The organism is Streptomyces sp. SA15, assembly GCF_002291145.1.
Lineage (GTDB): Bacteria > Actinomycetota > Actinomycetes > Streptomycetales > Streptomycetaceae > Streptomyces.
Genome location: NZ_NTGE01000164.1, coordinates 66,148 through 81,395 on the forward strand (window position 1 = coordinate 66,148; position 15,248 = coordinate 81,395).

Sequence of the window (15,248 nt, forward strand, 5' to 3'; positions counted from 1 at the left end):
GTGGCCATCTCGGTCTTCGACCTGTTCTCGATCGGCATCGGCCCGTCCAGCTCCCACACGGTCGGCCCGATGCGCGCGGCACGCATGTTCGTCGTCCGCCTGAAGGAGGACGGCGTACTCGACCGGACCGCCACGGTCCGCGCCGAGTTGTACGGCTCCCTCGGCGCGACCGGCCACGGCCACGGCACCCCGAAGGCGGTACTGCTCGGGCTGGAGGGCAACGAGCCGCACACCGTCGACGTCGTCCAGGCGGACCATGACGTAGAGCGGATCAAGTCGGCCGGAAGGCTGCGGCTGTTGGGCGTCGAGATCGGCGATGCCCAGGAAGTCGCCTTCGACTTGGGCGACGACGTGGTGCTGCACCGCCGCAAGGCCCTGCCGTACCACGCGAACGGCATGACCCTGTGGGCGTACGACGCCTCGGGCGCGGAGCTGCTGAGCAAGACCTACTACTCGGTCGGCGGCGGCTTCGTCGTCGACGAGGCTGTGCTTGATCAGGACGTGGTCGGCGCGGACCGCATCAAGCTCGACGACACCGTGCTGAAGTACCCCTTCCGCACGGGCGACGAGCTGCTGCGCATGGCCCGGGAGACGGGCCTGTCCATCTCCGCGCTGATGCTGGAGAACGAGCGGGCCTGGCGCACCGAGGAGGAGATCCGCGCCGGACTGCTGGAGATCTGGCGGGTGATGGAGGCGTGCGTAGCGCGCGGCATGTCCCGCGAGGGCATCCTGCCGGGCGGTCTGAAGGTGCGCCGCCGGGCCGCGAACACCGCCCGCAAGCTCCGCTCCGAGGGCGACCCGAAGGCCCTCGCCATGGAGTGGATCACGCTCTACGCGATGGCGGTCAACGAGGAGAACGCGGCCGGGGGCCGGGTCGTCACCGCCCCCACGAACGGCGCGGCCGGCATCATCCCCTCGGTCCTGCACTACTACGTCAACTTCGTGCCCGGCGCCGACGAGGAGGGCGTGGTCCGCTTCCTGCTCGCCGCGGGCGCGATCGGCATGCTCTTCAAGGAGAACGCCTCCATCTCCGGCGCCGAGGTCGGCTGCCAGGGCGAGGTCGGCTCCGCCTGCTCCATGGCGGCGGGCGCGCTGGCCGAGGTGCTCGGCGGCTCGCCCGAGCAGGTCGAGAACGCCGCCGAGATCGGCATGGAGCACAACCTCGGCCTGACCTGCGACCCGGTCGGCGGCCTGGTGCAGATCCCGTGCATCGAGCGCAACGGCATGGCCGCGGTGAAGGCGGTCACCGCCGCGCGCATGGCCCTGCGCGGCGACGGCCGCCACCACGTCTCCCTGGACAAGGTCATCAAAACCATGAAGGAGACCGGCGCCGACATGTCGGTCAAGTACAAGGAGACCGCCCGAGGCGGCCTCGCCGTCAACATCATCGAGTGCTGAGCGGGGGCCGGCGTGGGACGAGTCACCGAACGTCGGCGCGTGCTGCGGATCCGGGAGGGTGAGGAGGTGGTGTACACCTTCCGCTCGAGCGTGATGTCGGGCACCGCCACACCGGTGGCGAGCCGCACGTCGACACGCCGCCGGGCTGTTCTCGCCCGACGGCGTGCTGCTGGACCTGCGTGAGGACATCGGCAGGCACAACGCCGTGGACAAGCTGATCGGACGCGCGCTCCAGTCCGGTGAACTGCCCCTGTCGCAGACCGTCCTGCTGGTATCCGGGCGAGTGTCGTTCGAGCTGGTGCAGAAGGCGGTCATGGCGGGCATCCCGGTGCTGGCGGCGGTCTCGGCGCCGTCGTCCCTCGCCGTGGACCTGGACTGCTTCCGGCCGGACGCCCCAGGCGTCGAAGCCGGCCGAGCCGCGGCCCGTGTACGCCTCGGGCTGCCGGCCGACGCGCTGATCCCGCTGTTCTCGGGGCGCCTACAGCCCCTGAAAGCGCCGGACGTCCTGCTGCTCGCGGTCGCCCGACTCCTTCAAGAGCGGCCACAGCTGCGCGCGCGGCTCGTCGTGCCGGTGGTGGGCGGGCCAAGCGGAGCCCGCCCGTCGAACAGGCACAGCTCGTGGAAGCGGCCGAGGTGGGCGGTCTGCCGGTGGCCGTTCGGAAGGAGGTCAGCGGCATACTCGTGCCAGGTCACCACCCGGCCGCCTACGCACGGATGCTGGGCCGCTTCGCCGACGTTCCGGCGCTTTCCACCCGGATGGGTGAGGCAGCCGCCGTGCACGCCCGGGCCTTCGGCTGGGACACGGCGGCCTCCGCGACCGTGGACGTGTACACGTCTGCGATGTGTCAACGACGGCGCGCGCGCTCGCTGTTCCGTCCCGTTCCGTGAGGTCCGGGCACACCGAGGCTGTGTGAGCCGCTCAGCGGCTCACACAGCCGGGTCAGATCGATCAGACGTATTCCGTCGCCGCGTCGAGCAGCCAGTCCGCCAGGTAGCCGGCGAATGACGAGCGGACCAGTACCCAGAATCCTGCCCTGGGTTCGTCCCGGGAGACCAGGACGACCTGGGTGCGGCCCAGTGTCGTCTGGGCGCAGCGCCCGGCCTCGAAGGCCCGTGGGTGCAGGTCCAGCGGGCACCCGTGGGCCAGCAGGTCGCGTGCGCGCGAACCCGTCACGAGGAGTGTGGTGCGCTGGGCGGAGACGTCGGTGACCGAGACCGGCTCGTCTCCCGCGGCCTCCCGGATCAGGCTCTCCAGGCCCCCCTCGGTCCCCGGCGGCCTCACGAGCAGCCACTCGTCCGGACCGAGCCACAGCGCGGTCGACTCCCCCGCGCGCACGACGGTGTTGGGTTCGAGGGGCAGTTGGAGGCCCAGTGCCAGCCCGACGGCGTCCGCCGCCGCTCCCTTGGTGTCCAGGCGCACGTTCACCTGGGTCAGGAAGGGGAGTTCGGCCAGCCGGATCGCGCCCCGGGAGGCGCGGGTGGCGGCGGCCAGGCGGTCGGCGGCGTGCGACAGGGGGCTGCGGGGCGGGGCGGCAAGGGCGGTGTCAGCCATCGCGACGGGCTCCCTCGGGGTCGTAGAGGACGGGGCTTGCGACAGTCACCGGGACCAGCCGGGCGCCCACGGGGGCGTACAGCCGCTCGCCGATGCGTTCCCGGCCGCCCTTGATCAGGGCGAGCGCGAACGTCCGGCCGAGGGCCGCGCTGCGGTAACTGGAGGTGACGTGGCCGAGCATCGGGACGGGCGGCGCCGGCAGCACACTGTCGGCGACAAGGTGAGTGCCCTCCGGCAGGAAGGCGCCCGGGTCCTCCGGGAGCAGGCCGACCAAGTGCTTACGGTCCGGGCGGGCGGTGTCCGCCCGGGCGTAGGACCGCTTGCCGATGAAGTCCGGCTTCTTCTTCGACACCACCCAGTTCATGCCGAGATCGTGTGGGGTGACGGTGCCGTCGGTGTCCTGGCCGATGATCGGGTAGCCCTTCTCGGCCCGCAGGACGTGCATGGCCTCGGTGCCGTACGGGGTGATGCCGTACGGTGCACCGGCCTCGTACAGCGCCTGCCACAGGGCGAGAGCCTGCCACGGTGACACGTTGATCTCGTAGGCCAGTTCGCCGGAGAAGCTGATCCGGCACACCCTTGCCTCGATGCCCGCGACGGTCGTCTCGCGCCAGGCCATGAACGGGAAGTCCTCGTTGGCGACAGCGAGTCGGGGCGCGAGCGAGCCAAGGACCTCACGGGACTTCGGGCCGACCAGGGCGACGGTGGCCCACTGCTCGGTCACGGACGTGCAGTGGACCTTCAGCTCGGGCCACTCGGTCTGCAGCCACTCCTCCATCCAGTCCAGTACGGCCGCCGCGTTGCCGGTCGTGGTGGTGACCAGGAAGCGGTCCTGGTCGAGGCGGATGACGGTGCCGTCGTCGAAGACCATGCCGTCGGGGCGGCACATGACGCCGTAGCGGATCATGCCGACCTTCAGGGTGCTCATCATGTTGGTGTAGAGCAGGTCGAGGAAGACGGCGGCGTCCGGGCCCTGCACGTCGATCTTGCCGAGGGTGGAGGCGTCCATGAAGGCGACGCTCTCGCGGGCGGCGGCGCATTCGCGCAGCACCGCGGACTCCATGTCCTCGCCGTCGCGCGGGTAGTACCAGGGCCGCTTCCACTGGCCGACGTTCTCGAACAGGGCGCCGTGAGCGGCATGCCACTCGTGGATGGCCGTCACCCGGATCGGGTCGTGCAGGGCTCCTCGGTCTCGGCCCGCGAGGGCGGCGAAGGAGACAGGGGTGTAGGGCGGGCGGAACGTGGTCGTGCCGAGCGCCGAGACGTCCACGCCGAGCAGTTCGGCTACGACCCCGCCGGCCAGAACGCCGGACGTCTTGCCCTGGTCGTTGGCGGTGCCGGCCGTGGTGTAGCGCTTGGTGTGCTCGACGGAGCGCATCCCGGCACCGGTCGCGCGGGCCAGGTCGTGGACCGTGACATCGCGTTGGAGGTCGACGAAACGGGGGGCGGCTTCGCGGCCGGCGACGGTGAAGACGTGCATGGCGGGCGTGTACGGCTGTGCGGCCGGCTGCGGCAGTCCGGGCGTCTCGGGGGTGTAGCCCTCGGCCTCGATCGCACGGGCGCCGGCGGCCGCGCCCTGCGCGAGGACACCGGCCAGGTCGAAGACACCGCTCGCGCTGCCCGCCACCTCGACGGCCTGGCGACAGGTGTCGGGGACGAAGGTGCCGAGTTCCTCGTCGTGGCGCAGCTTGCCTCCCGCCTGGCTGAACAGGTGCGCCACCGGATTCCAGCCGCCGGATACCAGCAGCAGGTCGGCGGCGAACTCCCGCTGCCCGGCGGACTCGCCGTACGGGGCGACGGTCACGGCCGTGATCCGCGCGTCGCCCTGCGTGCCGGTGACGGCATGACCGGTCAGCACCTCGATGCCTGCCGCGCGCGCACGCCCGGCCCATTCCCCCGGCTCGGGGCGCGTGTCGACGACGGCCTGGACGGACACGCCTGCCGCGGCGAGGTCCAACGCCGTTGGATAGGCGCTGTCGTTGGTGGTGAAGACGACCGCGTGGCGGCCAGGAAGGACGCCGTAGCGGTTGACGTAGGTGCGTGCGGAGGTCGCCAGCATCACTCCGGGGCGGTCGTTGTCCGCGAAGGCCAGGGAACGTTCGTGCGCGCCGGTGGCGAGGACGACGCGACGGGCACGGATGCGCCAGACGCGTTCCCGGGAGACGTTCTCGGGGGCCCCTGCGCCGAGGTGGTTGGTGCGGCGTTCGACGGCGAGAAGGTGGTTGTCGTCGTAGTGACCGAAGACGGTGGTGCGGCGGAGAACGCGTACCTCGGGGGCGACGTCGAGCCGGGCGGTGGTCTCCTCGACCCAGTCGGGCAGTTCGGCCGTGCCGAGGAGGGTGCCGCCGAGTTCCGGCTGGTCGTCGGCGACGATGACACGGGCGCCGCTCTTCGCTGCCGCGGCCGCTGCGGCGAGGCCGGCCGGGCCGGCGCCGACGATCAGCAGATCGCAGTGGGCGTGTACGGCGTCGTAGCGAGCCGGGTCCGGTTCGGCCGCCAGGCGCCCCTGGCCGGTGAGGCTGCTCGCTACCAGACCGTCGTAGAGCTCGACGGTCGTCGCGGGCAGCATCGGCTCCGGGAAGGGAGCCTCGATCTGGATGACCGCGTTGGGTTCCTCCACGCCGGCGGAGAAGATGCCGCGGGGGCGGCCGAGCTTGATACTGGTGCCGGCCTGGATGACGCCGTTGGCGAGGAGGGCGGAGGCGAGGGTGTCGCCGCGGTAGCCCTGGTATTCGGTGCCGTCGAAGGTGAAGCTGATCGGGGTGTCGCGGTGGACTCGGCCGCGGGTTGGGTGACGGAAGGGCTGGCCCGCGGCGGAGCCGCTGATGGATGCAGCGCCCCCGCCGCCCCTACCCGTCCCCTCCTGAAGGGGCTCCGCCCCTTCGACCCCGCCAGGGGGCTCCGCCCCCTGGACCCCCGTCGGCCCTGAAAGGGCCTCGTCCTCAAACGCCGGACGGGCTGGATTTGCCGGACTCGGCTGAGAAGTCACCGGACGCGACTCAACCGTTTCGGGGCGCTCCTCCCCCGCCCGATAAACCGTCAGAATCTCGTTCGTCGCCGTGTCCCGCACCGCGTTGAACCAGCGCCGGCAGCCCGCCGCGTGGCTCCACCGCTCGGCGAACGGGCCCTTCGGGTTGTCGCGGAAGAACAGGTACCGGGCCCACTCCTCGTCGCTGAGCGCCGACGGGTCCTCGGGGTAGGGCACATGGGCCTGGCCGCCGTAGTGGAACTCGGCCTCGTCGCGGGGCCCGCACCACGGGCAGGGGATGAGCAGCATGGTTCGGCTCCCAAAGAGTCCAGTGGTCCTAGTGGGCCACCGCGGCCGCGCCGTGCTCGTCGACGAGCGCACCGGTGGTGAAACGGTCGAGCGAGAAGGGGGCGTTCAGCGGATGCGGTGTGTCGTGGGCGATGGTGTGGGCGTAGACCCAGCCCACGCCCGGGGTGGCCTTGAAACCGCCCGTGCCCCAGCCGCAGTTGAGGTAGAGGTTGTCGACCGGGGTCAGGCCGATGATCGGTGAGGCGTCAGGGCTGACGTCGACGATGCCGCCCCAGGTGCGCAGGACGTGAGCGCGGGCGAAGACCGGGAAGAGCTCCAGGGCCGCGGACATCTGCTCCTCGATGATGTGGAAGGCGCCACGCTGGGTGTAGGAGTTGTAGGCGTCGACGCCCGCGCCCATCACCAACTCGCCCTTGTGCGCCTGGCTGACGTACACGTGAACCGCGTTGGACATCACGACCGTCGGGTGCACCGGCTCCAGCAGCTCCGACACCAGTGCCTGCAACGGGTGGCTCTGCAGCGGCAGTTCGATGCCCGCCATCGCGGCGAGGACCGAGGTGTGGCCCGCCGAGCACAGCGCCACCCTGCCCGCCGCGATCGGGCCGCGGTTCGTCTGGACTCCCACCACCCGGTTGCCGACCACGTCCAGGCCGGTGACCTCGCAGTTCTGGATGATGTCGATCCCGGCGGCGTCCGCCGAGCGGGCCAGGCCCCAGGCGACGTGGTCGTGCTTGGCGATGCCGGCACGCGGCTGATAGGTGGCGCCCAGGACCGGGTAGCGCACGTCCGGGGAGATGTTGACGATCGGGCAGACTTCCTTGACGCCGTCCGCGTCGAGCCACTCGGCGTCCACGCCGTTGAGGCGGTTCGCCTCGACGCGGCGCACGCTGTCGCGGACGTCCTGGAAGCTGTGCGCGAGGTTGAGCACGCCACGCTGGGAGAAGAGGATCGGGTAGTCGAGCTCATCCGCCAGGCCCTCCCACAGCTTGAGCGCGTGCTCGTAGATGCCGGCGCTCTCGTCCCAGAGGTAGTTGGAGCGGATGATCGTGGTGTTGCGGGCCATGTTGCCGCCCGCCAGCCAGCCCTTCTCCAGCACCGCTACATTCGTGATGCCGTGGTTCTTCGCCAGGTAGTGGGCGGTGGCCAGACCGTGGCCGCCGCCGCCCACGATGATGACGTCGTACGACCGCTTCGGCTCGGGGTTGCGCCACAACCAGTCGGGGTGCTCCGGGAGTTCGGCGCCGGGGGTGCGAGGGCTCATCGAACGCCTCCGGCCAGGGGGATGCTCAGCGTATTCATGGAGTGTTCGCGTTCCTCTCGGCTGCCTCGACGACATTGGCCAACAGCATCGCCCGCGTCATGGGGCCCACTCCCCCGGGCATCGGCGCGAGCCATCCGGCGACCTGGGCGGCGTCCGGGTGGACATCGCCGACCAGCCCCTGATCGGTCCGGGTGATGCCGACGTCCAGGACCGCCGCGCCCGGGCGCAGCAGGTCGGGGGTGACCAGCCCGGGCGAGCCGGCGGCCGCGATGACGATGTCGGCCTCGCGCACGTGCCAGGCCAGGCCCTTGGTGCCGGTGTGGCACAGGGTGACGGTGGCGTTCTCTGACCTGCGGGTGAGCAGCAGGCCGAGGGGACGTCCGACCGTGATGCCCCGGCCGATCACACACACCCGCGCTCCCGCGAGCGGCACTTCGTACCGGCGCAGCAGTTCGACGATGCCGTGCGGAGTACACGGCAGCGGCGCCTCGACGCCCAGGACGAGTCGGCCGAGGTTGACAGGGTGCAGGCCGTCGGCGTCCTTGGCCGGGTCCATACGTTCCAGCACGGCGTTCGCGTTCAGATGGCGCGGGAGCGGGAGCTGGACGATGTATCCCGTACAGGCCGGGTCCGCGTTGAGCTCGTCGATGACGTCCTCGACCTGCTGTTGCGACGCGTCGGCGGGCAGCTCGCGCCGGATGGACGCGATGCCCACCTGCGCGCAGTCACGGTGCTTGCCGGCGACGTAGGCACGGCTGCCGGGGTCGTCACCGATCAGAACGGTACCCAGTCCCGGCGTGCGGCCGACGGTAGCGGTCAACTTGGCCACGCGCTCGGCCAATGCGCGGCGAACCTCGGCGGCGGTCGCCTTGCCGTCGAGCAACTGTGCGTTCACCGACGGTACTCCTTTCCCGTGGAGGCGGCGCTCTGTGTCAGCCACGGAGGCGGGACATGGCAGGGTCGAACAGGGGCTCCTTGGCGACGACCGCCTCGACGCGCTGGTCGAAGTAGCCGATGTGCACGGTCGTGCCGGGGACGGCCAGCTCCGCGGGGAGCCAGGCGTAGGCGATGCCCTTGCCGATCGTGTAGCCGTAGGCGGCGCTGGTGACATAGCCGACCGCGCGGTCGCCGTCGTACACCGGCTCCTTGCCCATGACGACCGACCGCGGATCGTCGATGGTGAGGCAGGTCAGCTTGCGCCGCACGTTCTCCTTACGGCGCTCCAGCGCGGCCTTGCCGATGAAGTCTTCCTTGTCGAGCTTGACGGCGAAGCCGACGCCGGCCTCGTAGGGGTCGTGCTCGTAGGTCATGTCGGTGCCGAAGGAGCGGTAACCCTTCTCCAGCCGGAGGCTGTTGAAGGCGCCGCGGCCGGCGATGACGCCGCCGAGGGGCCTTGCCGCTTGCCACAGGGTGTCCCACAGCTTCAGGCCCTGGTCGGCGGTGGTGTAGAGCTCCCAGCCGAGCTCACCGACGTACGACAGGCGCATCGCGGTGACCGGGACGCTGCCGATGTAGGCGCGCTTGGCGCGGAAGTACTTCAGGCCGTCATGGGAGAAGTCCTCGTCCGTCAGCGGCTGCAGGACCTTGCGGGCCAGCGGACCCCACAGGCCGATGCAGCAGGTGCCGGGGGTGATGTCGCGGACCTGGACCGTGCCGTCGGCGGGGAGGTGGCGGGTGAACCAGTCGAGGTCCAGGTTGCCGTTGGCGCCGACCTGGAAGAGGTCGCGGGCCAGGCGGGCGACGGTGATGTCGCTGCGGATGCCGCCGTCGTGGTCGAGGAGCAGCGTGTACGTCACCGACCCCACGGACTTGGCCACCTTGCCGGTGACCAGCCGCTCCAGGAAGTCCGCGGCACCCGGGCCGGTCACCTCCAGCCGCTTGAGGGCCGTCATGTCGTACATCGCCACAGTCTCGCGGGTGACCTGCGCCTCGACGCCGACGATGGGCGACCAGTACTGCGCGGCCCAGTCGTTGGGGGTGGGGATGCTGCGGCCTTCGACTAGGCGCGCGTTGGCCTCGTACCACTGCGGGCGCTCCCAGCCGTTCGCCTCTAGGAAGAAGGCGCCCAGCTCCTGCTGGCGGGCGTGGAAGGGGCTGGTGCGGATCGGGCGCGGGTCCCCCGACGGCTGCAGCGGGTGCAGGATGTCGTAGACCTCGACGAAGTTCTGGCAGTCGCGGGCCAGGACGTACTCGGGGGAGAGCTGGTGCGGCTCGAAGCGGTTGACGTCGCACTCGTGCAGGTCGAAGGACGAGCAGTAGCCGTCGACCAGCCACTCGGCCATCGCACGCCCCACGCCCGCGGAGTGGGTGACCCACACGGCCTCGGCCACCCAGAAGCCCTTGACGTCCGGGGACTCGCCGAGCAGCGGATTGCCGTCGGTGGTGAAGGAGAACAGGCCGTTGATGCCCTCCTCCACCTTCGCTTCCCTGGTCGCGGGGAGCAGGGACTGCGTCTCGGTCCAGGCGGGCTCGAAGTCCGCCTCGGTGAACGTCAGAACCGACGGCATCTCGTCGGCCTCGTCCACGGACAGGATGTCGTCGGCGGAGATGGGCATCGGGCGGTGACCGTAGTAGCCGATGCCGATGCCGTCGAAGCGGTCGCGGTAGTAGAGGTCGGCGTCCTGGTGCCGCAGGATCGGGCGGACCGCCTCCTCGGTCTGGCCGACGAGGGCAGGGACGGGGCCGGTCCAGGCGAGTTGGTGGGCGAGCGGGGTGAGCGGGAGCTTCATGCCGACCATACGCGCGATCCTCGGGCCCCAGATGCCGGCACAGCACACCACGATGTCGGCCGGGATCTCGCCCTGGTCGGTCAGGACGCCGGTCACCTCGCCGTCGGCCCGAGTCACGTCGAGCACCTCATGGCGGGCCAGGAAGCGCACGCCGCGCTCGGTGGCCCGGCGGATCTGCGCCTCGACGGCGAGGACCGCCTTGGCGAGGCCGTCGGTCGGGACGAGAAGGCCGCCGAGCACCTTGTCGCGGTCGACCAGCGGGTGTCGCTCGACGCACTCGTCGGGGGTCAGGATCCGGGATTCGATGCCCCAGGCGGCGATCCAGCCGTGGCGGCGGTGCAGTTCCGCCAGGCGCTCCGGGGTGGTCGCCACTTCCAGCCCCCCGACCTGCAGGAAGCAGGGCTCGCCGTCGACGTCGAGGGAGCAGAACTTCTCGACGGTGTAGCGGGCCAGCTCGGTCATGGTCTTGGAGGGGTTCGTCTGGAAGACCAGGCCCGGGGCGTGCGACGACGAGCCGCCGGTGGCGGGGAGCGGGCCCTGGTCGACCACGGTCACTTCGGTCCAGCCGCGCGCGGAGATCTCGTCCGCGAGTGCCGCGCCGACGACCCCCGCTCCGATGATGACCACTCGGGGTCCCGCCATCGCCGCACCTCCGGTTTGATAACCAGTCGAGCCGATCCAGTTGCTGCCTACGCAACATGCTTCAGGTTGCGCAACTCAATGTGCCTGGCGGACAAGTGGGTGTCAAGAGGGTCCGTGACGTCGGAGAACAGGCCGGAGCGCGGGTGGGGCGTGGGTGGAAACAAAGGCCCGAACACGGCAATGCCCGGTGGGCGGAGCGCACCTGTGCACTCCGCCCACCGGGCACTTCCGAGCGGCTTCCGGCTTCGGTCTCCGGCTTCGGCTTCGGCTTCGGCTTCCGGTACTACTTGATCCAGGCGTCCACCTTGTCGCGGTTGGCCTCGACCCACTTCTTCGCCGCCGCCTCGGGGGCCATCTTGTCCACCGCGATGTACTTGGCCACGGTGTTCTGGTCGTCGTTCGTCCAGGTGAAGTTCTTCACCAGGTCATAGGCCGGGCTGCCCGACTCGGCGAACTTCGCGCTGACGATCTTGTCCAGCTTGTACACGGGGTAGTCGCAGGCGACCTTCTCGGCGTCGGCGTCACAACCGGTCTTGTACTCCGGCAGTTTGACCTTCACCAGCGGCACCTCGGACATGAACCACTGCGGCTCGTAGAAGTAGCCGATCACCCATTCCTTGTTCTTCTCCGCCTTGCGGAAGGCCTGGATGAGTGCGGTCTCGCTGCCCGCATACACCACCTTGAAGTCCAGCTTCAGGTTCTTCACCAGCGCCGCGTCGTTGGTCACGAACGACGGGTCACCGTCGAGGAGCTGGCCCTTGCCGCCCGACTCGGACGTCCTGAACCTGTCGGCGTACTTGTTGAGGTTGTTCCAGTCGGTGATGTCCGGGTGCGCCTTGGCCAGCCACGGCGGCACGTACCAGCCGATGAGGCCTTCGTTGCCGGTCGGGCCCGCGTCGACGGCGGTCTTCTGGTCGGTGATGTACTTCTTCTTCAGGTCGTCGTGACCCCAGTTCTCGACGACGGCGTCGACCTCGCCCGTCCCGAAACCCTGCCAGGCGATCTCTTCCTTCAGATCCTTCTGGTTGACCTTGCAGCCGAGGTCCTGCTCCGCGACGTACGCGAGGACCGCAGCGTTCGCCTCGTAGCCCACCCACGGGTTGACGGCGAGGTTGAAGGTGCCGCACTTGCCGGAGCTGCCCGAGCCACCGGCCTCCGAGGAGCTGTCACCGACCTTCGCACCGCCGCAGGCGGTGAGGGTGAGGCCGAGGACCGCTATGCCGGCCGCGCCGACTCTCCACTGTCTGACTTGCCCTGCCATTGCCAGTTGCTCCTTACGCGGTCACGCGCCGTGCCGCTGCCTGAGTGATCCGGTCGAACATGACTCCGAGAAGGACGATGGCCAGCCCCGCGGCGAGCCCCTTCCCGTACAGCTCCCCCTGTGAGAATCCGGCCACGACGTCGTAGCCGAGGGCGCCCGCGCCTACCAGGCCGCCCACCACAACCATCGACAGCACGTAGATCAGGCCCTGGTTGGTCGCGAGCGTCAGGGCGCCGCGTGCCATCGGCAGTTGGACCTTGGTGATGATCTGCCAGGTGTTGCACCCGGTGGACGTCGCCGCTTCGACGGTGGTTTCCGGCACCGCCCGCACCCCGTCGGCGATGATCTTGATGGCGACCGGCGCCGCGTAGACGATCGCGGCGACGATGGCCGTGAAGCGGGTCGCGCCGAACAGCGCGAGGAACGGAACGAGATAGACGAACGGCGGCATGACCTGCGCCGCGTCCAGGGTGGGCCGCAGAACCCGGTCCACGAGCAGGCTGCGCCCCATCCATACCCCGAAGGCGACGCCGAGCACCATCACCAGCACCGTGGCAACGACGGTCGACGCCAGCGTCGTCATGGCGTCCGACCACACGCCCGTGCCGACCAGCAGGCTCACGCACACGGCCGCGGTGATCCCGGCGCGCCAGCCGCCGAGGACCGTGCCGAGGCCGATCAGCGCCAGGCCGACGAGCCACCACGGGGAGTCGGTGAGCAGCGTCTGGAACGGGTTGAGCAGGGCGTTGGTGAGGGCGTCGCGGAAGGAGTTGGTCAGGCCCGACAGGTTGTCCTGCGCCCAGGTCGTCGCGGTGTCGGCAGCCCTCACAATGGAGCTGCCGATGCCGCCCTCGCCGGGAAACTCCGCCGCCCATACATAGGTGTGCGACATGTAGACCAGCACTGCCGTGACCACCGCTCCCGCCCCCAGCAGCGGCCGCCGCCACCTGAGGAAGCGGCTGCCGGAGCGCCGGGCGGTCTCCGCGCGTGCGCTGGCGGCGGTGGTGACCCGGTCCAGCACGATGGCCATGACGACGATGGACAGTCCCGCGTTGAAGGCCGTGCCGACGTCGAGGGACTGCAGGGCCTGGATGACGGTCTTGCCGAGTCCGGGGGCGTCGATCAGGGCGGCGATGGTCACCATGGCCAGGGCGGCCATGATGGTCTGGTTGACGCCCATCACGACGGTCCGCTTGGACATCGGCAGCAGAACCTTGACCAGGGCCTGCCGCCGTGTGGCGCCCAGTGAGTCGGCCGCCTCGACCGTCGTCTCCGGTACGGAGCGGATGGCGTGCGCGGTGATGCGGATCGCCGGCGGCGCCGCATAGATCATGGTCGCGATGGTGGCGGAGGCCGGCCCGATGAGGAAGAACAGGGTCAGTGGGGCCAGATAGACGAAGGTCGGCATCGTCTGCATGAAGTCCAGAAGCGGCGTCACGATCCGGTTGAACCGGTCGGACAGCCCCGCCCACACGCCCAGGGGGATGGCGAACAGCAGCGCGACGAACACCGCGGAGAGCGTGAGCGCCAGGGTGTCCATGCTCTCCTGCCACAGCCCCTGCAGCCCCATGAAGGTGAAGCCCGCGACGGCCAGAAGGGCGACCCGCCAGTTGCCCACCGCCCAGGAGACATAGCCCACGATGCCGACGACGCCGAGCCAGCCGATCTGCGGGACGGGGCGGCCTGCGGCGGGCTGTGAGATCAGTTCCTGGACGAAGGTCACCAGAGTGTCGATGACGAGACGGATCTCATTGAAGAAGTAGAGGAACAGCGGATTGGAGTTGCGGTTGGCGCCGATGGAGTCGTTGGCGTCGTTGAACCACCGGTGCAGATCCGTGAGGTCCGCCGCCGCCAGATCAAGCGTGTCCTTGCCGCGCAGCACGGCGAAGAGCAGCAGCCAGACAACCAGGATGGCGGCGACGACCGTACGCCGGCTGACCCTGCGTACGGCCGCGGCGGGCCCGGCGGGCCCGGTGGGCTCAGGCTTCTGCGTTTTCTCGGGCTTCTCCATCGCGACAGTCATCACATGTCGCCTTCCTGGCCGGCGATCACCGCGAGGATCTCGTCGTCGCCGACGATGCCGAGCAGCTTGCCGTTCTCGACGACCTTGACCGGCTTGTCGGCCACCAGTACGGCCCGGGTGGCTTCCCGCACCACGACGTCGGGACCCATCTCGGGACCGTCCAGAGCGTCGCCGTCCTCCAGCGGCCGCATGATCCACCGCAGGGTGAGCACGTCGCCGCGCGGCACGTCCTTGACGAACTCGCGTACGTAGTCGTCGGCCGGGGCGCCGACGAGTTCGTCGCCGGTACCACACTGGACCATCTTGCCGTCGCGCATGATGAGGATACGGTCGCCCAGTTTGAGAGCCTCGGAGAGGTCGTGGGTGATGAAGACCATGGTCTTGCCGACCTCGTGGTGCAGGCGGATGACCTCGTTCTGCATGTCACGGCGGATCAGTGGGTCGAGTGCGGAGAACGGCTCGTCGAAGAAGAGCACGTCGGGATTGCCGGCCAGCGCACGGGCGAGGCCGACGCGCTGCTGCATGCCACCGGAGAGCTGGTCGGGGAAGGAGTGCTCATAGCCCGCGAGGCCGACCAGCTCGACGACCTCCTGGGCCCGCCTGGTGCGCTCGGCCCTGCCCATGCCGCGGATCTCCAGACCGAACGCCACGTTCTCGACGACGCGGCGGTGCGGCAGCAGCCCGAAGTGCTGGAAAACCATGGAGAACTGGCTGCGCCGCAGCTCGCGCAGCCGCTTGTCGTCTGCTTCCCGAATGTCCTCGCCCTCGAAGACGATCTCGCCCGCGGTGGGTTCGATGAGCCGGGTCAGACATCGCACCAGCGTGGACTTGCCGGAGCCCGACAGGCCCATGACGACGAAGACCTCGCCGGGCGAGACGTCGAAATGGACATCCCGTACGGCCGCGGTGCATCCGGTGCGGTCCATGAGCTCACGGCGGGCGAGGCCGCACAGCTCCTCGGAGTCCGGGACCTGGTCGGCCTTCGGCCCGAACACCTTCCACAGCCGGCGCACGGATATGACCGGGGTGGAACCCGAGTCCTGGGGCGTGCCGCGCAGCTGCGACACCTCGGTCTGGGTGGTCACGTTCGACCTTCTTTCGGCGT

At 70.0% G+C, this 15,248-nt stretch carries 9 protein-coding genes and 2 pseudogenes; 3 read left to right on the plus strand and 8 right to left on the minus strand.

Translation table 11 applies throughout. The annotated features are described in order from the left end of the window. From CLM62_RS36490 to CLM62_RS36500, 3 genes and pseudogenes are all read left to right on the plus strand, one after another. Window positions 1-1,398 (plus strand): L-serine ammonia-lyase, encoded by a 1,398-nt coding sequence (locus CLM62_RS36490; RefSeq protein WP_095754257.1) that lies wholly within the window; start codon window positions 1-3, stop codon window positions 1,396-1,398. 106 nt (window positions 1,399-1,504) lie between these two features. Then, a pseudogene (locus CLM62_RS36495) lies at window positions 1,505-1,771 on the plus strand (formate dehydrogenase accessory sulfurtransferase FdhD); the annotation flags it as partial. After that, window positions 1,748-2,286 (plus strand): annotated as a pseudogene (locus tag CLM62_RS36500) (D-inositol-3-phosphate glycosyltransferase); the annotation flags it as partial. The pseudogenes CLM62_RS36495 and CLM62_RS36500, both read left to right, overlap by 24 nt. Before the next feature lie 61 nt (window positions 2,287-2,347). Here the strand turns inward: CLM62_RS36500 and CLM62_RS36505 are convergent. From CLM62_RS36505 to CLM62_RS36540, 8 genes are all read right to left on the minus strand, one after another. Continuing rightward, window positions 2,348-2,950 (minus strand): sarcosine oxidase subunit gamma, encoded by a 603-nt coding sequence (locus CLM62_RS36505; RefSeq protein ID WP_095754174.1) that lies wholly within the window; start codon window positions 2,948-2,950, stop codon window positions 2,348-2,350. Continuing rightward, the gene (locus tag CLM62_RS36510) at window positions 2,943-6,227 is read right to left on the minus strand and encodes a sarcosine oxidase subunit alpha family protein (protein ID WP_095754175.1); all 3,285 of its coding nucleotides are present in this window, start codon (window positions 6,225-6,227) and stop codon (window positions 2,943-2,945) included. The genes CLM62_RS36505 and CLM62_RS36510 overlap by 8 nt, the downstream gene beginning before the upstream one ends. A gap of 28 nt (window positions 6,228-6,255) precedes the next feature. Then, window positions 6,256-7,488 (minus strand): sarcosine oxidase subunit beta family protein, encoded by a 1,233-nt coding sequence (locus CLM62_RS36515; RefSeq protein ID WP_095754176.1) that lies wholly within the window; start codon window positions 7,486-7,488, stop codon window positions 6,256-6,258. 34 nt (window positions 7,489-7,522) lie between these two features. Next, on the minus strand, window positions 7,523-8,383 hold the full coding sequence (locus tag CLM62_RS36520; protein ID WP_095754177.1) for a bifunctional methylenetetrahydrofolate dehydrogenase/methenyltetrahydrofolate cyclohydrolase: 861 nt from the start codon (window positions 8,381-8,383) through the stop codon (window positions 7,523-7,525). A 37-nt stretch (window positions 8,384-8,420) separates the two neighbouring features. Next, complete coding sequence (locus tag CLM62_RS36525) at window positions 8,421-10,859, minus strand: FAD-dependent oxidoreductase (protein WP_095754178.1); 2,439 nt, start codon at window positions 10,857-10,859, stop codon at window positions 8,421-8,423. Between the two features lie 283 nt (window positions 10,860-11,142). After that, on the minus strand, window positions 11,143-12,120 hold the full coding sequence (locus tag CLM62_RS36530; protein WP_095754179.1) for an ABC transporter substrate-binding protein: 978 nt from the start codon (window positions 12,118-12,120) through the stop codon (window positions 11,143-11,145). A gap of 13 nt (window positions 12,121-12,133) precedes the next feature. Then, on the minus strand, window positions 12,134-14,143 hold the full coding sequence (locus CLM62_RS36535) for a proline/glycine betaine ABC transporter permease (protein ID WP_095754180.1): 2,010 nt from the start codon (window positions 14,141-14,143) through the stop codon (window positions 12,134-12,136). Next, on the minus strand, window positions 14,143-15,228 hold the full coding sequence (locus CLM62_RS36540) for a glycine betaine/L-proline ABC transporter ATP-binding protein (RefSeq protein ID WP_095754181.1): 1,086 nt from the start codon (window positions 15,226-15,228) through the stop codon (window positions 14,143-14,145). The genes CLM62_RS36535 and CLM62_RS36540 overlap by 1 nt, the downstream gene beginning before the upstream one ends. Between the last annotated feature and the right edge of the window lie 20 nt (window positions 15,229-15,248).

Excerpts from the sequence above, each read along its gene's own strand:
- CLM62_RS36505 (WP_095754174.1), bottom strand. The coding sequence starts at position 2,950 with ATGGCTGACACCGCCCTTGCCGCCCCGCCCCGCAGCCCCCTGTCGCAC.
- CLM62_RS36510 (WP_095754175.1), bottom strand. The coding sequence starts at position 6,227 with ATGCTGCTCATCCCCTGCCCGTGGTGCGGGCCCCGCGACGAGGCCGAG.
- CLM62_RS36515 (WP_095754176.1), bottom strand. The coding sequence starts at position 7,488 with ATGAGCCCTCGCACCCCCGGCGCCGAACTCCCGGAGCACCCCGACTGG.
- CLM62_RS36525 (WP_095754178.1), bottom strand. The coding sequence starts at position 10,859 with ATGGCGGGACCCCGAGTGGTCATCATCGGAGCGGGGGTCGTCGGCGCG.
- CLM62_RS36530 (WP_095754179.1), bottom strand. The coding sequence starts at position 12,120 with ATGGCAGGGCAAGTCAGACAGTGGAGAGTCGGCGCGGCCGGCATAGCG.
- CLM62_RS36535 (WP_095754180.1), bottom strand. The coding sequence starts at position 14,143 with ATGACTGTCGCGATGGAGAAGCCCGAGAAAACGCAGAAGCCTGAGCCC.